The sequence below is a fragment of the Mesorhizobium sp. M7A.F.Ca.CA.001.04.2.1 genome (assembly GCF_003998485.1).
GTDB classification, from domain to species: Bacteria; Pseudomonadota; Alphaproteobacteria; order Rhizobiales; family Rhizobiaceae; genus Mesorhizobium; species Mesorhizobium ciceri.
The window spans coordinates 1-19230 of sequence record NZ_RZQT01000112.1 but is presented as its reverse complement, the minus strand read 5'-3'; the positions used below and the strand labels follow the sequence as shown (position 1 = coordinate 19230).

Genomic DNA, 19230 nt, shown 5'->3' with positions numbered 1-19230 from the left:
CTCCCCTACTCCCCTACTCCCCTGCGAGCATCATGCCCTACCAATCCCCGATCTCCCCCGGCCGTTCCTGGTATGAGGACACGGCCGGCCCGCGGCCTGAATACCCGGCGCTGGATGGCGACCGGACATGCGACGTCGTTGTCATCGGCGGCGGCTTTACCGGCCTGTCGGCGGCAGCGCATCTGGCCAAGGCGGGCGCCAATGTCGTTTTGATCGAGGCGTATCGCTTCGGTGATGGCGCCTCCGGGCGCAATGGTGGCCAACTTGGCACCGGCCAGCGCGCCTGGGCCGAGGACCTGGAGGCCGAGTACGGCTTGTCCCGCGCCAAGGCTCTGTTTGATCTTGCCGAAGAGGCGAAGGCGCATCTCCTCGAATTCACTGCCGCCAACCAGATCGATATCGACTATATGCCGGGCCAGCTCTCGGTGGCGCACAAGCCGCGCTATGTCGATGACTACAAGGCGCATGCCGAGATCATGGCGAGCCGTTTTTCCTACCCGCATATCTCGTTCATGGATGCCAGGGAGACGGCGGAGCGGCTGGGCTCGACCGCCTATTTCGGCGGCACGCGCGACACCGGCACAGGGCACATCCATCCGATGAAGCTGGTGATCGGCACAGCGCGGGTGGCAGCGCTTGCAGGCGCGCAGCTGTTCGAGGGGACTCAATCAACCGGCATCATTTCCAGTGGCGGCAAGATCAAGGTTTCGACACCGAGAGGCACGGTGACGGCGCAGAAATGCCTGATAGCGGTCAACGCCTATGGCGGCGCGCTCGAGCCGGTGAGTGCCGCGCACGTCATGCCGATCGGTTCCTTCATCGGCGCGACGGTGCCTCTGGGAGCGGACTCGAACGTTTTGCCGGGCGGCGAGGCGGTCGACGATTCCCGCTTCGTCGTGCGCTATTTCCGCAAATCGAAGGACGGGCGGCTGCTGTTTGGCGGACGCGAGGTCTATGGCGTCAACGATCCCCGGGATATCCACATCCACATCCGCCGCCAGATCGCGGAACTCTATCCGGCGCTCGGGGATGTCGAGATCACGCATGGCTGGGGCGGCTATGTCGGCATTACCGTGCCAAGAAAGCCGTTCGTGCGCGAAGTGATGCCCAATGTGATCTCGGCCGGCGGCTATTCCGGCCACGGCGTCATGCTGTCGAACTACTTCGGTAAACTCTATGCCGAAACCGTTGCCGGCAACCGCGACCGGCTGAAGCTGATCGAGGATCTGAAAATCCCGCCTTTCCCTGGCGGCCGGCGTTTCCGCACGCCGCTGCTGTTCCTGGCGCTCAACTGGTTTGCGCTGCGCGACAGGATCTAGCCGGCCGGCCTGATGTAATATTGTAATATTTGTTGTAACATTTGTTGCCCGTGCGACGCATTGCGCAATTTCCCGCAAAGGCGCAGAATCCCCTATGTTGGCGTACTGATGCCACAATCGCAGGCGAAAGCTGCCGGTTCTGGGCGATTGTTCGGGGATTGTTGCGGGCCTGCCCGCGTTGTTTTTGGGACCGATGCGGATCAGACGCCGGACTTCCGGCACCGATCGAAAGAACGTCGGCCCGCTTATGGAGGTGGCAAGAGTGAGAGAGCCCTTCAGTTTCGGTACGCCGGAACGTCGGCGCTTTGCCATGCAGTTCGGATACGACATGCGGCCTTCCTTCTGGCAGGAAGTCCGCTCGAACTCGCATCTGGTGATCGCCGCGATCGGCACCGCCGCACTGCTTGGGGTCGCCGCCGTGGCGCTGTGGCTGGCGCTGCCGGCCAGCGACAGGCAAGCGGCAGCGAGCCCCGAACAGACCATTCCAACGGTTCCGGTGAAGACGACGAAAATAACCCCGGTTGGGGCCGCGGTCGCTGCGGCAGCCGTGCCGCAGGCGCGCAAGTCCGACGCAATTCCAACAACTGTGGCGGCCGCGCAAGACAACATTCCCGCACTCGCCGCCAATGACCCACGCTGGACCGGTTCCCAGCTGAAGGCCGCATCCGCGTCCGATTCGACTGCTCCCAGCCAGGTGGCGGACAAGGCACCCGACAAGCAAACGGCGGCATTCGCGCAGCCGGCAGCCGATACCGATGCCGCCACCGAACTTGCCAAGGTAGCCGCGCCCGGCGCAACCGCGGGCAACCATCCCGACGGCGCACAAACCGCCGCCATTCCCGAGGTGCAACCGCAAGTGCCGGCTCAAGAGCCAGCGGCAGAAGGTGATGACAGCCAGGCCAAGGCGAAGCCAAGGAAAGCCGCAGCCGCCGGAACAGGACGCATCCTGAGGGCCGTGACCATGCGAAGCGGCCCGAAGAAAAATGCCGCCGCCATCGGTACGGTGCCAGCCAAAACCTCGGTGCAGGTGATGAGCTGCAAGAAATGGTGCCAGATCACCTACAACGGCAAGACCGGCTGGATCTACAACAGCTACATCAAGACCGGCGCGTGAGACAGCGACAGTTGTCTGCGCTGACCGGGACGAAGCCGCCAGTTGCCTAAAGCGTGTTCGCGCCTGAACGGACTCAGGCGACCCGCTTTAGGTCTTTGTTTTATGCATGTCGTTCTCCCAAAACCGAGCTCACTTTTGGGCGACATGCATTGGTCACCGGCCGAGCAACCACCCGAAACGATGTCTTCTGCGGGCAAGTTTGCGCTTCGCGAGAAAATCCCGGTGTTCCTCGAAGGGCACTCCATAGAGGCCGCAAGCCAGGCAGTCGTCCCGCTTGCCGCAGTCCGCGATCCAGCATTTGATGTCATGCGTCCAGGAGAGTGCGACACGTTCCAGATGAAGATTGGAAGAGCTCTTCACCAGGATCAACTCGCCAGGCACCGCTGTCCGCCTGATGTAATCCGAGACCTCTTTCGGTGTGCGCAGTTCGACGAATCGGCCAGCGTCGCGGTCGGTCTGGCTGGCCTTCGAGCGATGCGCATGCTCGCCGACATAGATCACCTGGTTCGCGATCTCGCGCGCGCTTTTGTAGGCGCGGGCATACTTTGCGGTCGAATCGGTAAAGTCCGACAACTGGCCAAGAACGATCCGCTTTTCGCCAACGGTCGATTTTGCAATCATGTCCAAGGCAAGTGGCAGCGAATGCCACGGCGCCTTGACAGAGTCTAGAATGAAGTGCGGGCCGCCCTCGGGGCTGATCACCTGGCATCGGTTCACGAGGGGCTGAAATGTCTCGATCCTGTCCTTGACGGTCTGCGCAGGAACTCCAAGTTCGAGAGCCGCGGCCGCTGCCGCGACCACAGGCAGCGAGAAATGCTCCCCTGGAAATGCCGTCTGGAGGTCCAGCACGCCGCCGCGCCAGTGCAACTTCAAGCCAAGCGTGCGCGGATATGCTGCACTGATGTCGGTGATACGGTAATCGGCCGCGTCCGACTCGCCAAATGTGACGAAGCGTTGCGCGGATGCCATGGCGAGGACATGGGGATCATCGGCGTTGAGCACGGCCAGGCCGCCTGGTTCCAACGCCTCGACCAGTGCGCGCTTTTCACGAGCGACATTCTCCAAGGTTTTGAAGCTGGAGACGTGCTCGAGCCGGACCATTGTGACGACAGCGACGTGCGGCCGCAGCAACTCGGCCATCGGCTTGATTGAATTGATCGCCGACGCCGACACCTCAACGACGGCATAGTCCACGCCACTGATGCGACGCGAAAGCATCCTCGACAGCATCTGCAGCGAATGGAAAAGGAGCTGGACATGGACGGAACCGTGGCTGGCCAATATATGCCCAAGCAGCGCCGTTGTGGTCGACTTGCCGGAGCTGCCGGTTATGCCGATGAAGATCGACTTGCTTTTGGACCGGGCATATCTTGCCTTGTAGATCCTGACCCGCTGCCACAGGTTCTCGCGAATTTTCCGTAGTCTGGCATTCATCGCATAGCTGGTCCCAAGCCCTGATGACTTTGGGGAAGCCAGATGGTCAAGTCAACCGGACCAAGCATGAACAGCTATCTAAGCGCGTCACGCTTGACGGATTCAGGCGATGTGCTTCAGGCCCTGTTCTGTTCATATCGTTCCCAAAATCACGGCCATCTCTTGGCGATAAACGTCAGATGCAGCGGCCGCCATCGACCTCCAGCGCCACGCCGGTGATGAAGGCGGCCTCGTCCGAGGCCAGCCAGAGTGCAGCGTTGGCGATGTCGAGCGGCGTCGAAAGCCGGCCGAGCGGGATCGATGCCCGGAACTTCTCGCGGATTTCGGGCGTATCGGCGCCCATGAATTTCTCCAGCATGCCGGTCTCGCCGGCAACCGGGCAGAGGCAGTTGACGCGGATGTTCTTCGGCGCCAGTTCCACCGCCATCGATTTGGTGGCGGTGATCGCCCAGCCTTTCGACGCATTGTACCAGGTGAGGCCGGGGCGCGGCCGCAGACCCGCGGTGGAGGCCGTGGTCAGGATGACGCCGCCGCCCTGCCGCTCCATGATCGGCACCACGGCGAGTGCCGCGTGATAGATCGCCTTCACGTTGACGGCGGTTATCAGGTCGAAGGTCTCCTCGTCGACATTGAGCATGTCGCCGTTGCGATGGGTGTAGCCGGCATTGTTGACCATGATGTCGATGCGGCCGAAGGCGCTTTTGGCGGCATAGATCATCTCGTCGAATTCGGAGCGCAGCGAGACATCGGTCTGGGTCCAGATCGCCGCTTCGCCGATCTCGCCGGCGACGCGCTCAGCGCCCCTGGCGTTGAGATCGGCGACAACGACCCTGGCACCCTCCTGCGCAAAGCGCCTGGCGATGCCCTCGCCAAAACCGGACGCAGCACCGGTGATGACGGCAACCTTGTTTTCCAGACGCATGTTTTTCCCGCTCATGATTGACGATCAACCGACGCGCCGATAGCGCACATCCGCGCGAACCCGTGGCTTCTGGCCGGATTGCTCGAAGATGTGCGGCCATCGCCGATTTCTCCTTTGGCTTTCGCGTCGATCCCGCTCTATGCTGCAACTGCGAAGGCTTCCGGTGCCGCGCCTGTCGACAAGCCTCCGGGTCATCGGACTGTCAAGGGGCAGGCGCATACACCCAGATGTGACACCATGGCACTGGAAAATTTAAATCGATTAGATTATATCAGCCGCGTCACAGCGACCGGCGTCAGAGCGGACAGACCATGACCAGCCAGATCATCCCCGTCGATCCTTTCGACTTCATCATTTTCGGCGGCACCGGCGATCTGTCGGAGCGCAAGCTTCTGCCGTCGCTCTATTATCGCCAGCGCGACCATCAGTTTTCGGAGCCGACACGCATCATCGGCACCTCGCGCTCGAAGATGAGCGACGAAGAATTCCAGGCCTTCGCCAAGCAGGCGATCTCGGACCACGTCAAACCGGCCGACATCGACGCCAAGGAACTGAAGACTTTCCTGGCGCGGCTGTCCTACGTCTCCGCCGATGCGACGAGCGGCGCCGGCTTCGACAAGCTCAAGAAGGCGATCGGCGACAGCGACCGCATCCGCGCCTTCTACCTGGCGGTGGCGCCGGCGCTGTTCGGCGACATCTCGCACAAGCTGAAAGAGCACAATCTGATCACGCCGAACTCGCGCATCGTGCTGGAAAAGCCGATCGGCCGCGATCTTGATTCGGCACGCAAGCTCAACGACCTGGTCGGCGACGACTTCCACGAAAGCCAGATCTTCCGCATCGACCATTATCTCGGCAAGGAGACGGTGCAGAACCTGATGGCGCTGCGCTTTGCCAACGCGCTCTACGAACCGTTGTGGAATTCAGCCCATATCGACCATGTCCAGATCACCGTGGCCGAGACCGTCGGCCTGGAGGACCGCGTCACCTATTACGACAAGGCCGGCGCGCTGCGCGACATGGTGCAGAACCATATGCTGCAGCTCTTGTGCCTCGTCGCCATGGAAGCGCCGTCGTCGATGGATGCCGACGCCGTTCGCGACGAAAAGCTGAAGGTGCTGCGGGCACTGAAGCGCATCAACGGCAACGAAGCGCCGAAGCACACCGTGCGCGGGCAGTATCGCGCCGGGGCTTCGGCCGGCGGACCGGTGAAAGGCTATGTCGAGGAACTCGGCAAGGACAGCAACACCGAGACCTTCGTCGCCATCAAGGCCGAGATCGGCAATTGGCGCTGGTCGGGCGTTCCGTTCTATCTGCGTACCGGCAAACGGCTGGCGACGCGGGTTTCGGAAATCGTCATCGAATTCAAGCCGATTCCGCATTCGATCTTCGGCGACAGCGCCGGACCGATCTTCGCCAACCAGCTTGTCATCCGGCTGCAGCCGGACGAAGGCGTCAAGCAGTTCATCATGATCAAGGATCCGGGCCCGGGCGGCATGCGGCTGCGCCAGATTTCGCTCGACATGAGTTTCGCGCAATCCTTCGACGGCCGCGCACCGGACGCCTATGAGCGGCTGATCATGGACGTCATCCGTGGCAACCAGACCCTGTTCATGCGCCGTGACGAAGTCGAGGCGGCGTGGAAATGGATCGACCCGATCCAGAATGCCTGGGAAAGTGCCAGGCAGGAGGCGCAGGGCTACACGGCGGGCACCTGGGGCCCATCGGCCTCGATAGCGCTGATCGAACGTGACGGGCGGACATGGCACGAGAGCAATTGAACAGCGCCGCCTACAGCTGGAACGGCTTCACCGGGCGCCAGGAACTGGCGGCAGCCCTGGCCGGCCATGTTGCAGGCAGACTGACCAAGGCGATCGCCGAGCGCGGCACGGGGTTGCTCGCCGTCTCCGGCGGCACCACGCCGGCAAAATTCTTCGCCGCCCTTTCAGCGATACCCATCGCCTGGGACAAGGTGATCGTGACGCTGGTCGACGAGCGTTTCGTGCCGGCCTCCTCGCCACGCTCCAATGCCGGGCTGGTGGCCGCCAATCTGTTGCAGAACGCGGCCAAGGCGGCTCGTTTCGTGCCGCTCTATCACGAAGCCACCAGCATCGAGGATGCGGCCTCGTCCGACGATGCAGCGCTCCGATCCTTGCCCTGGCCGCTCGATGTCGTCGTGCTCGGCATGGGGCCGGACGGCCACACCGCCTCGTTCTTTCCCGATGCCGCCGACCTGGCAACACTGCTCGACCCGTCTTCCGACAGGATCGTGCTGCCGGTTCATGCGGCAAGTGCGGGCGAGCCGCGGCTGACCCTGTCGCTGGCCCGCATCGTCGAAGCCGGCTTCATCGCGCTGCACATCGAGGGTGAGGACAAGCGTATCGCCTTCGACGGCGCGGTGGCGCCCGGGCCGCGAAAGCCAATCCGCGCCGTGCTCGACGCAGCGCAAAAGCCCGTAGAGGTTTTCTGGGCACCCTGATTCTCGATTTACACCGGTCCCGGCAAACGGCGGGAGGATGTTTCCGGGACCTCGCCTGAAAGGACCGACACCATGACCGCCAGACGCGACATCGAAGCCATCACCGAACGCATCCGCCAGCGCTCAAAGCCCGGCCGCGAGCGTTATCTCGGCCGCATCGCCGAGGCGTCGAACCGCACCGCCAACCGGGCCGTTTTGTCGTGCGGCAACCTCGCTCACGGCTTTGCGGTGTGCAGCCCCTCGGAAAAGCTCGCGCTGGGCGCCGACAAGGTGCCGAACCTCGGCATCATCACCTCCTATAACGACATGCTGTCGGCGCATCAGCCGTTCGAGAGCTTCCCCGCGCTGATCAAGGATGCAGCCCGCGAAGCCGGCGGCATCGCCCAGGTGGCAGGCGGCGTGCCGGCGATGTGCGACGGCGTCACCCAGGGCCAGCCCGGCATGGAGCTGTCGCTGTTTTCGCGCGATGTCATCGCCATGGCCGCCGCGATCGGCCTGTCGCACAACATGTTCGACGCCGCCGTCTATCTCGGCGTCTGTGACAAGATCGTGCCGGGGCTGGTGATCGCCGCCCTCACCTTCGGCCATCTGCCGGCGGTGTTCATTCCGGCCGGACCGATGACATCAGGCCTGCCCAATGACGAAAAGGCCAAGGTCCGCCAGCTCTACGCCGAGGGCAAGGCCGGACGCGCCGAACTGCTGGAGGCCGAGTCCAAATCTTACCATGGACCGGGCACCTGCACCTTCTACGGCACGGCGAATTCCAACCAGATGCTGATGGAGATCATGGGCCTGCACACGCCGGGCGCGTCCTTCGTCAATCCAGGCACGCCGCTGCGCGAGGCTTTGACCCGCGAGGCGACCAAGCGGGCGCTGGCGATTACTGCGCTTGGCAACGCCTATACGCCCGTCGGGCGGATGATCGACGAGCGCTCGATCGTCAACGGCGTCGTCGGCCTGCATGCCACCGGCGGCTCGACCAATCACACCATCCACCTGATCGCCATGGCGGCGGCGGCCGGCATCGCCATCACATGGCAGGATATTTCCGACCTGTCGGAAGCGGTGCCGCTGCTGGCGCGGGTCTATCCGAACGGCCTCGCCGACGTGAACCATTTCCACGCCGCCGGCGGGCTCGGCTTCCTGATCCGCGAACTGCTCGACGAAGGCATCCTGCATGAGGATGTGCAGACGGTGTGGGGAGAAGGCCTGCGGCCTTATGCGGTCGAGGCAAAGCTCGGCGCCGACGGAGGCGTGGTGCGCGAAGCCTCGCCGCGGACAAGCGGCGACGAGAAGGTGCTGGCGCCTTTCAACAAGGCGTTCCAGGCGACCGGCGGCCTGAAGGTGCTGTCAGGCAATCTCGGCCACGCCGTCATCAAGACTTCCGCGGTGAAGCCGGAGCGGCGTGTCATCGAGGCGCCGGCCAGGGTCTTCGACAGCCAGCAAGGGCTGAACGATGCGTTCAAGGCAGGCACGCTGACCGGCGATTTCATCGCCGTCATCCGCTTCCAGGGGCCGAAGGCCAATGGCATGCCGGAACTGCACAAGCTGACCACCGTGCTCGGCATCCTGCAGGATCGCGGCCAGCGCGTGGCGCTGGTCACCGACGGGCGCATGTCGGGCGCCTCAGGCAAGGTGCCGGCGGCGATCCATGTGACGCCGGAGGCGGTCGAGGAGGGTCCTATCGCCAGGATCCACGAAGGCGACATCATCCGGCTCGACGCCGATGCCGGCACGCTGGAAGTGCTGGTGCCGGCCGGCGATTTCGCGCTGCGCCGGACGGCGGATGCCGATCTCATCGGCAACGAGTTCGGGTTCGGCCGCGAGCTGTTTGCCGGCTTCCGGCAATTGGTCGGCCGCGCCGATCATGGCGCCAGCGCCTTCGGCACGGCCTGACGGCAGTTCTGCGCAACCCATGAAAAGGGGCGGCACTTGGCCGCCCTCTTGCGGTTGTGCATACGATTCTATTGCACGGTTAGCTCGGCTCGCTCGCCGGCTTTGACCGTCACGTTGCCTTCTTTCGAACTGTTGTCGGATTTCTCCGAGACGACGGCATAGTCGCCCGCCGGGATCGCTGCCTGGTACTTCTGGTCGAATGCATAGCCAAGCGACTTGCGGTTGCCGTTGATGTCCTTCTTGGCCTCGAAAATCTCGATCTTCGAGGCTCCCGGCGCGGTGATCGCCAGCACGCCGGCATTCATTGCGATTTTCAGATCCTGAAATTCGCCGACCTTGACGGTGAACGGCTGCTCGACAACGGCGAGATCAACCGTCGCAATCAAGACATAGTCATCGGCCGGCAGATCGAATTTGCTGTCGGGTCCGTAGGCATAGGTCACCTCGTCCCTGGTTCCATCGATCTTCTTTTTTGCCTTGAGCACCTTGAAGCCGATGCCTGAACCGTCCGCCTTGTCGCCGCCGGCAGCATAATAAGCATTGGCAACGACATGGCCGACACCGACAATCATGTCCTTTTCCACGGTCTTGCCGGCAGCCAGCGGAATCGTTTCGGTAGCCACGCCCTGCCCGATCGTGACCGTCACTTTCTCGTCGCCGGCCGGCAACACGGCTTTCGTGGTCCCATAGAAGGTGGCGGGCATGTCAGCACCCGGATAATCGATGACGATAGCCGCGCCATCGACGACATCTGCCCCCTCGCTCGGTCGCGGATGGATGATGAGCGTGCCGGCATTCAAGTTGAAGAGAGGCGCGTAGACTTGGCCCGCCTCGATCTTGACTTTCTGCTCGGTCTTGGCCTGGCCGTCGCTGGCCACGACGATATAGTCGCCCGGTTCCAGATTGGCCTTGTAGGCGCCGTATTCGGTACTGACGTAGTCGCCGCGCGTGCCGTCGGGTTTCGCCTTGTAGATCTCCCAGGCATTGCCGTCAGTGACGGGATCGCCGCCCTCGGCAAGCACCGCTATCGGCAGGAAATTGAAGTCCGGTTTGGCCGGCTCGGGCGCGGGTGCCGGCGCAGGTGCCGGAGCCGGTTCAGGAGCAGGTGCCGGCGCCGCCACGGTCTCGGCAAGCGCCTCCTGCAGCGCCTTCTCGTCGGAGGCCTGGATGTATTTGCCGCCGGTGTTGTCGGCGAGGCAGGCGATCTGCTTGCCCTCGTCGGCGGTCAGGCCGAAGCCGACGACATCGGCGGTGAAGTCGACGCCGGATGCCTCGAGCTCCTTGCCAAGCGCGCAGGGGTCGCCGCCGCATGTTTCGAGCCCGTCGGTGATGAGCACGACGGTCGCCTTGTCCTCGGTGTATCTCAGCGCCTCGGCCGCCTGTTTGACCGCCGCCGTCAGCGGCGTCTTGCCGAGGAATTTCAGGCTGTCGGCGGCGGCCGAAATGGCGCTGCCCGAACCTGCCTGCGGCGGCACGATCAGCTGGATGTCGTCGCAGCTGCCCTTCTCGCGATGGCCGTAGGCCATGAAGCCGATCTCGTCGTCGGTGGGGACCGATTGAAGCACGGTTCGAAGCGACTCGCGGGCGATTTCGAGCTTGGGCTTGCCGTCGATCTGCGCCCACATCGAGCCGGACGCATCGAGAATGATGATGACCTTGTTTGCGGCGAAGCCGAACGTCGTCATCGACAAAAGGAGGATCGCCGCAGCGACGCCCCGTGCAAGTCCCGCCATCGAAATCTCCTAAATCCGCCCCTGATCCGGGCGGCAAGCTATTTGACGCGGCGCCGGGACACAAGTCCGGGCGCCCGGTGCGCAGGGCTGCGGACCCAGCTTAACAAAAGTCCTGACGACAGCCAGTTCGGCGGCGGCAGCAGCCTTTTCCCCGGTAATAGGAATTTTTTCTTGACACCATGACCTCAGCTAAGGTACATATTTGGCTATGGTGCTGATTTGCGCCGGTGACCCGCCGCAATAGGCGGGTTTATTCGTTTGATTCGCCCGTCAGCTTACGCGCGGCGAAGGCCCCGAAAGAACCCATTAACCCGAATTCATGGCCTTGGCCCGATGCGCCGGGGCCGAATGCCGAACTTTCAACCAAAACGAAAACCAGCTTAGTAAGTCGTGCGGCGTTCTTCCGAAGGCGGCCTGCCGAATTGCAGCCGGTAGCTCTGGGCGAAGTAGGAATGCGAGGTGAAGCCCGTCGCGATCGCCACGTCGAGGATCGGCATGTTGGTCTGGCGCAGCAGTTCGCGCGCCCGCTCCAGCCGCAATCGCATATAGTAACGGCCGGGCGTGACGCTGAGATGGCGCAGGAACAGGCGCTCGACCTGGCGCACCGAAAGGCCGGCGGATTTGGCCAGCTGTACCGCCGAAAGCGGCTCGTCGAGGTGGTCGGCCATCAGTTCGACGATGCGCCTGAGCTTCTCCGACTTGCCGGTCAGGTCGCGTTCGGGTCCGACGCGCTGACGGTCGCCGGCCGAGCGGATGCGTTCGTGCTGGAACTGGTTGGCGACGCCATTGGCCAGGTTCGAGCCGAAATCGCCGCGCACGATCTCCAGCATCAGGTCGATCGAAGTGGTGCCGCCGGCACAGGTGTAGCGCTTGCGATCGATCTCGAAGACGTTGCCAGTGCAGTTGATGTCGGGGAATCGCTCGACGAAGCCGGCACGGTTTTCCCAATGGATGGTGCAGCGATAGCCTTCAAGCTGGCCGGCCTCGGCCAGCAGGTAGGACCCGACCGACAGGGCACCCAGCGCATTGCCGCGCCGGCCCCAGCTTCGCAAAGCCGCCAGCACCTTGCTCTTGCCGGGGAATTCGGTCGTCAGCCCGACCGAGACGAAAAGGATATCGACCGGCGGCAGGTCGGCAACGGCGTAGTCGATCTTGAGCGGCAGGCCATTGGAAGCCATCACCGGATCGCCATCGGCCGACACCGTGGTCCAACCGTAGAAGTCGCGGCCAAGCAACCGGTTCGCCGACCGGAACGTATCGATCGCGGCAGCCAGCGAGAACATGGAGAACTTGTCTACCAGCAGGAATGCGAACTGCCGGCCGCCTTGAACGGGGTCAGTCATGACCGGCCGTTCTGAGGGAACACTGGGGTTCGGCAAAGCTGCAGCTTTCTGGCGGGTCAGAAGGACGGCCGTTTCAATCCGGCCGCAAGGTAGGCGGAGGCTAACGTATTGGCCATCAGCATGGCAATGGTCATGGGGCCGACACCGCCGGGCACCGGTGTGATGGCGCTGGCGGCCTTGGCCGCTTCGGCATAGGCGACATCGCCGACGAGGCGGGACTTGCCCTCGCCCTTTTCCGGCGCCGGGATGCGGTTGATGCCGACATCGATGACGGTGGCGCCTGGCTTCACCCAATCACCCCTGATCATCTCCGGCCTGCCGACGGCCGCGACAAGGATATCGGCGGTGCGGGCCAAGGCCGGCAGATCCCTGGTGCGGCTGTGGGCGATGGTGACGGTGCAGTTGGCGGCAAGCAGCAGGTTGGCCATCGGCTTGCCGACGATGTTGGAGCGGCCGACGACGACGGCGTTGAGGCCGGACAGGTCCTTGCCGCGCACCCGCTCGATCAGAAGCATCGAGCCGGCCGGCGTGCAAGGCACGAACGCTGTTTCGAGTTCACCGGTGCCGAGCTTGCCGACATTGATGAAGTGGAAGCCGTCGACATCCTTTTCCGGCGCGATGGTCTGGATGATCTTGCCGGCGTCAATGTGGGCCGGCAGAGGAAGCTGCACGAGGATGCCATTGATGGCCGGATCGGCGTTGAGGTCGCCGATGATCTTCAGCAATGCCTCTTCGGAGGTTTCGGCCGGCAGCGTATGCTGGACGGAATGAAAGCCGCATTCCTTGGCGGTGCGCGACTTGGACGCGACATAGACCTGGCTGGCCGGATCCTCGCCGACGATGACCACGGCAAGACCGGGCTTGGCCTTGCCCTTGGCGACAAGTTCAGCCGTCAGGGTCTTGACCGTCCCCACAACGTCCCCGGCAACGCTCTTGCCATCAATCACTTCAGCCATGGACCACCCTCAACACCAGAATGCCCAAGCGCGTCGCTTCCGGAAGCGACGCGCTTTTCGATCTTTCACAGCGTGGCATCTTCACGAAAAATCCAACATGCAATCCCGCCAAAGCGCCGTCCCATGCCGTTTACGCGAAACCGGCATGTTTTTGTACGGCACCGCGCAGATTTTTGTGGCTCAGAAGTAGCGGCGGCGCGTGCGGCTCTCGGTCAGTTCGCGAACCGCTTCGCGGAATTCGCGCAGGCTGGCGCGGATTTCCTCGATTGGCGCTTGCTGCTCGGCATCCTCCACGGCCCGCGACGGCTCCGCCGATCGCTGATGAGGCTGAGGCGCCTGCTGCTGCGCGACGGGCGGCTGTGGATAAGACTCGGAAGCGGGCTGAGCCGGATCGGACTGCTGCCCGGCATTGGCGGCCGGCATCGAACGCGGATAGGGATAGCCCGGCTGCTGCGCGTAGCCCAATGGCTGCGCGTAGGGATAGAGCTGCGGCCCGGAATATGGCCGCTGCGTCATCATGGGAGGCGGCAGTGGCGGCTGCGCCGTCTGCTGCGGATGGCCGCCGGGCTGGAAAGGTGGTGCCGGGTATGCTGTCGCGACCGCCTGCCGGGGCTCGAAGGCCGGCGCCGGCCGGGGATAGGCGCGGTATTGCGGATCCTGCGTTGGCTCCCCGTTTTCGGCAGAGGCCCATTCGACGGTATCGAACGGCTCCTCCCGGGATGGCCTGCGCGAGACGGACTTGTGCAGCCTCGACAGCAAGGCACCGATCCGGCCGGGACCTTCGGCCGGCGAGCCCTCGGCTTGCTGGACAGGCGGTGGCACGGCCGGCGGTGGTGATGCAGGCGGGGGTGTCGATGGCTGCGGCGCTGGTGGTAATGGCGGCGCCGGCGGCGGCGCTGCCCGATATGCCTTGTCTTCGTAAGGCGTCCGGCGTTCGTCCGTGCCATGGTCGCGACGCGAGCGCGAATTGGCGGTGTCACGCAGGCTCTCATAGGCGCCACGCATGGCTCCGAGGCCAATGCCGGAGGCGAAACCCAGCAACAGGCCGGCAAGCGCGACCACGACCCGCGACGGCCCGTTCGGCTCAAGCGGCGCGAAGGCCTTCGAGATCACATTGATGTTGGCTGTGTTGATGTCCTTCTGCTCGCCGGTCTCCTTGGCGCGCAGCAGGTACTGTTCGTAGACGGAACGCTTGGCGGTCGCCTCGCGCTCCAGTTCGCGCATCGACACGAGGTCGCTGTTGACGTCGCCGCTGCGGACCTTCAGCTGCGCCAGGCGAGAGGCAAGATCCTGTTCGAGCTGGACGGCGCGCTTGAGGTCGACCTGCAGCGACGAGCCGATGCGGCGCAGCTCCGAGGCGATGCGGTCGCGTGCGCCGGCAATCTGGGCATTGATCGCCTGGAGTTCGGGGTGACGCGGGCCGAGCCGGATGGCGGCGCGGTCAGCTTCCTGCTTGAGCGACGCATATTGCGAACGCAGATCGCTCATCGTGTTGGAGTTGATCTCCTCCGGCAAGGTACCGGTGAGAACCGAATTGACGTCGACCGAACGCGCCGAGGCCGCCCGGGCGTTGAGTTCGAGCGTGCGGGCGCGCGCGACCGACAGCTGCTCGTTGAGTTTCAGCATCTCATCGTCGCTGATGAGATGGCCCTGCGCGTCAACGAGATCGTGCGTGGCCCTGAAATCCTCGACCTTGCGCTCGGCTGCCTCGACGCCCTTGCGCAACTCGTCGAGCCTGGCCGTCAGTTCGTCGGTGGCGCGGCCTGCGGTGTCCGACTGTATCTGGCCGAAAGTCTGCAGGAAGACATCCGTCATCGTGTTGGCGATGAGGGCCGATTTCTCGCCATTCTGCGTGGTGGCGCTGACGGTGATGACGAAGGTCTTGCCGCCGCGCTCGACCGAAAGGCTCTCAGCCAGGTTGCCGACAGCAAGCGCGCGGCGACGGCTGTCGTCGACACCCCCCGGCCCATCATTGCGGGACAGGACGGAGCGAATGAGCGACATGACGCTGAGGCCGCCGCCGCCTTGCCCATTGAATTCCGGATCGTTGACCAGATTGAGCTTGTCGACGACCTTGTTGAGAACAGTGCCTGATGTCAGCACCCGAACCTGGTTCTCGACGATGGCCAGCGTGGCGTCGGAAGCGACGACCGACTGGGTGAGATCGCGGTCGGTGAGCTTCAGGTCGCGCGGGTCGACGATCAGTTCGGTGGTGGCCTCATATTTCTTCGGCGTCGACAGCGCGATGGTGATGCCGAGCGCGGCGCCCAGCAGTGTCGTCGTCACGATCAGCAGCTTCGACTTGCCGACACCGCGCACGACCTGCATCGGATCGATCAGCGGCTTCCACTGCTGGCTGTCCGTGCCGTCGTTTCGGGATAACGACGCGTCGCCTGCAGCGTAAGGTTCCGATGTATGATCGGCGCGACGTGCGCCAGCGGTTTCGGCGGCACCGGGCTGTGTCCGTGGCGTGGTTTGCGCGCGGTAGGCTTGCTCATGATTCCCGTCGGCCGCGACCGGATCCCCCGACAGTTTCGGGTTGCGCGCCTCGCGCTGCGAGCGGGCGAGGCGATGACGCGTGGCGGCGTCCTCGCGCCATGACGGGTCTGCCCGGTCGCCGATCGAGACCAGCGACGCGTCGGGTTCGTCGCCACGCACAGCCTGGCCCAGCGCCAGCAACGAGCGCTCGCGCTTCCAGTCTTCGCGGTTTTCCCTGTCGACCATCGTCTGGAACTTTACCCTTGGCGACCTGCGAACGGAGATTGGCCATTCGTTAAGCCACGCTAAACAGGCATGGAAAACAAAAGGTTAATTTTCCCGCGCCGAAGCGTCGGTTTCTCGTTTCGGTTGCATCTATTTTCGACACAAGCCCAGCCGCCAGAACGGCACGTTAAGTTTTCCGGCCTAGGCTCTCCATGAGACATGACGCAGGCCAGTGACATACCGCAAAGGCGGCCCCTCGCCCGGATCGGCAGCTTTTTGGCCGAACGACGGGGGCTGCTTCGCGACTATTTCTCAGCGATCAGCGGTGCCGGTGGGCGACTGGTGTTTTCGCTGGCCTATTTCATCGCGCTGGCCAACACGCTGTCGATATCCGAATTCGGCATGTTCGCCACCGCGTCGGCGGCCGGCGTCATGCTGTCGCGCATCCTCGCTTTCGGGTTCATCTCGGCGCTTTACCGCACCGCCACCATCCGCCCCAATCTGATCGGCACCTTTTCCGCCGGCTTCCTGCTGCTCGGCGTGCTGTCGCTGCCGCTGCTGGCCGTGGCCTCGTTCGGCGTCTATCTGCTTTTCTTCGCCGACACCGTGCCGCTGTCGGTGTTTGCCGCAATCGTCTTTGCCGAGGCGCTGTTGTGGCGGCCGGTGGAGGTGGCGCTGATCGTCAACAACGGCCTGGGCAAGTTCGGCCGTGCCGCGCTGCTGGCCATCCTGGCGACCGCGCTGCGGGCGCTCGGCGCGGTGCTGTTCATGTTCTCAGCGCAACACAGCGTCTGGATATGGTCCTGGTTCTATATCGGCGCCAATGCCGCCTCGCTGCTGATTGCCTTCGGCTTCTTCTACCCGCGCCAGAAGCTGCGGCTGCGCGTCGAGCTGTATCTTCGGCGATTGGCCGATTCCATCTATGTGGCCGGCGCCGAAGTGCTGTTCTACCTGCAGATGGAGTTCGACAAGCTGCTGGTGCTGGCGATCGGCGGCCCGCATCTGGCCGGCATCTACGCCATCATCATGCGGCTGGTAGACCTGACGGCCATTCCGATCCGCACCTTCTCGATGATGCTGGTGCAGCGCATGATGCGCGCGCCGGAACTGTTGTCACGGCTGGCGGTCAAGAGCGGCATCGAAGGCGGCGTTTTCGCGGTGTCGACGCTGGCGCTCTTGACGCTCGGCATCGTGCTGCATTTCTTCCCCAATGCGCTCGGCAAGAATGTCGCCGAGGCCGCCCCGCTGGTGGTGCTGGCAATCTGCGTGCCGGGATTGCGCAATCTGGTCGAATACCAGGCCGAGCTTTTGTTCGCACGCGGCCAAACGCTGGTGCGGGCGCTCAATCTCGGCCTGCTCGCCGGATTGAAGGCGCTGTTGCTGACTTATGTGCTGACGACCATCCTCGACACGCCGAAGCTGGTGCTGTCGCTCAATGTCGTCTTCCTGCTTCTGTATCTCGCCTCGACGCTGCTCACCTATTCGGCGATGCGCAGGCCGGCCAAACCCGTCTAGGACTTTCTCATTTGTACATGACTTCTGGACAAACGGAAATCGTTGTCCGAGAAAACCGGTTTCCGCTTTTCGGGATGATCTAATCCAACCCAATCAGACGGCGGATGCGGCCGATATCGGTGCCGATGAAGGATTGCATGCCGATCGCCACCTGCTCCGGCGCCATGGCGGCAACGAAGCGGCGGAACTCGTCATCCGAAAGCGCTTCGCCGGTCCAGTGCACGCGGCAGAACTCTTCGGAACCGTGGAAGTGGCCGGCTCCGTCCAGCAGATCGTCGACATAGCGGCCGTAGATCATGCATTCGGAGAATTTGCGCGCCGAGCCGACGACCTCGACCCAGTTGCGACCATGGACCCTTTCGATCGCACCGCACATCGCCAGCACGGTGTCGCGCCGCCACGCGATCAGCGTCGAGATGTAGTCATGGTTCGACATCCGGGACGGGTCGATGCCGAGTGCCGAGCCGGCGTTGCGCGACCAGATGCGATGCTCCTCATGACCTTCGTCCGCCAGCACAGCGTCGCGGCGGAACAGGCGCACCTTGCCGTCGCGCCAGAAGGCGCTGCAGTCGAAAGGTTTCAGGAACGCAACATCGGAATCACAGAAGATGAGCACGTCTTGAGATGCATGCGCCGAGATGGCGATGCGGCGCAACTGCTGCACATGCCAGCCGCGCAGCGGCTGCGTCTTCAGGCTGAGCCAGACGCGCCGGCGAAACAGGCTGAGCGGGTCGTCGAAGGCGTGCAGCCAGCGCGGCAGCAATTCCCGCTCGTCGACCACCGTGCGGCGGCCGGTCTCCAATTGGCGAAACAGGCCGACATCGCGATGCTCGACCAGGATGTAATGGTGCGCCGCGCCGGAAACGTGGCGATCAAGTGTCTCACACAGCAGGCGACAGCGCTCGAAATCGGGCGCATAGCTTGCCGTCACGATTGCCGCCGTCGGTGTCTGCCGAAGCGGGCTTGGCTCGACAGCAGCACCTGGCACGAACCTGCTGTTCATTTGATATCTCCCGCGGCTTCGGGCGCAAGCGAGAATTTCTGCCTGACGACGCGCAGCAGGAACAGCGGGTTGCCGACCACATAGCGGCGCCACAGGCGGCCCGGCTCGACAGCCAACCGGAACAGCCATTCGAGCCGCAGCCGGCGCATCCACAAGGGCGCGCGGGGCACCGCGCCGCTCAGGAAATCAAGCAACGCGCCGACGGCGATCGGCAGCGTGCAATGGCGCGCGTCGATATGGCGTTCGATCCACAATTCCTGGCGCGGCACGCCCATGGCCACGAGCAGCACGTCGGGCCGAAGCGCGGCAATCCGGTCGACGATTTCCTGCTCCTGCGAAGGGGGGAAATAGCCGTCATGGATCACCACGAACCGGTGCTGCACGGCCAGTGCCGCCAGCTTGACCGACGCCGCTTCTGCGTTGACGCGCGTCGCGCCGAGCAGCCCGACGGTCAGCGGCGTCGTCGAGGCCTGCAGGAAGGCTGGGACGAAATCGGTACCATTGAGATTGTCGGGAAACGGCGCCCCGTAGAGGAGCCTCGCCGCCAGATCGATGCCGATGCCGTCGGGCAGGATGAGGAAATCATCGAGTGCTTCGGCGAACACCGGGTCGGTATAGGCGATGTTGGCATTGTGGGCGTTGAGGAAACTGACCTTGGTGAAGCGCCGCTCGGCAATCAGCCGGTTCAGCAGGGCGATGGCATCGTTCCAGCGGACCGCAACCACCGGGATGCCAAGGATCGTCTTCAGCGTGTCGAGCCCGAACGCGGCGCGGGCGGAATGCATGTTCATGCAAACGCCTCCTGCCTGAGAG

Annotated in this window: 14 protein-coding genes; 6 read left to right on the top strand and 8 right to left on the bottom strand. The window is 63.7% G+C overall.

Annotated elements, in window-relative coordinates; genetic code table 11:
* Positions 1-32 precede the first annotated feature (32 nt).
* Entirely contained in the window at positions 33-1319 is a 1287-nt protein-coding gene (locus EN955_RS26485) for an FAD-binding oxidoreductase (RefSeq protein ID WP_024504814.1), read from the top strand.
* A 262-nt stretch (positions 1320-1581) separates the two neighbouring features.
* Entirely contained in the window at positions 1582-2433 is an 852-nt protein-coding gene (locus EN955_RS26480) for an SH3 domain-containing protein (RefSeq protein WP_024504813.1), read from the top strand.
* 153 nt (positions 2434-2586) lie between these two features.
* Here EN955_RS26480 and EN955_RS26475 read toward each other — a convergent pair whose 3' ends face one another.
* Both EN955_RS26475 and EN955_RS26470 read right to left on the bottom strand, forming a co-directional pair.
* A complete protein-coding gene (locus tag EN955_RS26475) occupies positions 2587-3867 on the bottom strand; it encodes a Mur ligase family protein (protein WP_024504812.1) in 1281 nt (426 codons plus the stop codon).
* A gap of 175 nt (positions 3868-4042) precedes the next feature.
* Positions 4043-4789 carry an SDR family oxidoreductase gene (locus tag EN955_RS26470; RefSeq protein WP_024504811.1) on the bottom strand — a complete coding sequence of 249 codons (747 nt, stop codon included), beginning with the start codon at positions 4787-4789 and terminating at the stop codon, positions 4043-4045.
* Positions 4790-5100: 311 nt separating this feature from the next.
* Between EN955_RS26470 and zwf the strand changes: the two genes are divergently transcribed.
* From zwf to edd, 3 genes are all read left to right on the top strand, one after another.
* Positions 5101-6570 carry a glucose-6-phosphate dehydrogenase gene (gene zwf, locus EN955_RS26465; protein ID WP_013530236.1) on the top strand — a complete coding sequence of 490 codons (1470 nt, stop codon included), beginning with the start codon at positions 5101-5103 and terminating at the stop codon, positions 6568-6570.
* Positions 6552-7268: a 6-phosphogluconolactonase gene (gene pgl, locus EN955_RS26460; protein WP_013530235.1), complete on the top strand. Its 717-nt coding sequence runs from the start codon at positions 6552-6554 to the stop codon at positions 7266-7268. Before zwf ends, pgl begins: the two co-directional genes overlap by 19 nt.
* A 72-nt stretch (positions 7269-7340) precedes the next feature.
* Complete coding sequence (gene edd / locus EN955_RS26455) at positions 7341-9164, top strand: phosphogluconate dehydratase (protein WP_013530234.1); 1824 nt, start codon at positions 7341-7343, stop codon at positions 9162-9164.
* A 68-nt stretch (positions 9165-9232) separates the two neighbouring features.
* Here the strand turns inward: edd and EN955_RS26450 are convergent, their stop codons facing one another.
* The 4 genes from EN955_RS26450 to EN955_RS26435 all read right to left on the bottom strand — a co-directional run bounded on the left by EN955_RS26450 (position 9233) and on the right by EN955_RS26435 (position 15920).
* Entirely contained in the window at positions 9233-10897 is a 1665-nt protein-coding gene (locus EN955_RS26450; RefSeq protein WP_024504810.1) for a VWA domain-containing protein, read from the bottom strand.
* 380 nt (positions 10898-11277) lie between these two features.
* Positions 11278-12240, bottom strand: coding sequence for a GlxA family transcriptional regulator (locus EN955_RS26445; protein ID WP_013530232.1), 963 nt, complete (start codon positions 12238-12240; stop codon positions 11278-11280).
* Between the two features lie 56 nt (positions 12241-12296).
* Complete coding sequence (gene folD / locus EN955_RS26440) at positions 12297-13196, bottom strand: bifunctional methylenetetrahydrofolate dehydrogenase/methenyltetrahydrofolate cyclohydrolase FolD (protein ID WP_024504809.1); 900 nt, start codon at positions 13194-13196, stop codon at positions 12297-12299.
* Positions 13197-13376: 180 nt separating this feature from the next.
* Positions 13377-15920 (bottom strand): GumC family protein, encoded by a 2544-nt coding sequence (locus tag EN955_RS26435; protein ID WP_024504808.1) that lies wholly within the window; start codon positions 15918-15920, stop codon positions 13377-13379.
* A gap of 198 nt (positions 15921-16118) precedes the next feature.
* Between EN955_RS26435 and EN955_RS26430 the strand changes: the two genes are divergently transcribed.
* Entirely contained in the window at positions 16119-17414 is a 1296-nt protein-coding gene (locus tag EN955_RS26430; protein ID WP_024504807.1) for a lipopolysaccharide biosynthesis protein, read from the top strand.
* Between the two features lie 79 nt (positions 17415-17493).
* Here EN955_RS26430 and EN955_RS26425 read toward each other — a convergent pair whose 3' ends face one another.
* Together EN955_RS26425 and EN955_RS26420 are read right to left on the bottom strand one after the other, a co-directional pair.
* Complete coding sequence (locus EN955_RS26425) at positions 17494-18417, bottom strand: DUF6492 family protein (protein WP_024504806.1); 924 nt, start codon at positions 18415-18417, stop codon at positions 17494-17496.
* Complete coding sequence (locus tag EN955_RS26420; RefSeq protein ID WP_024504805.1) at positions 18414-19208, bottom strand: WecB/TagA/CpsF family glycosyltransferase; 795 nt, start codon at positions 19206-19208, stop codon at positions 18414-18416. The genes EN955_RS26425 and EN955_RS26420 overlap by 4 nt, the downstream gene beginning before the upstream one ends.
* Between the last annotated feature and the right edge of the window lie 22 nt (positions 19209-19230).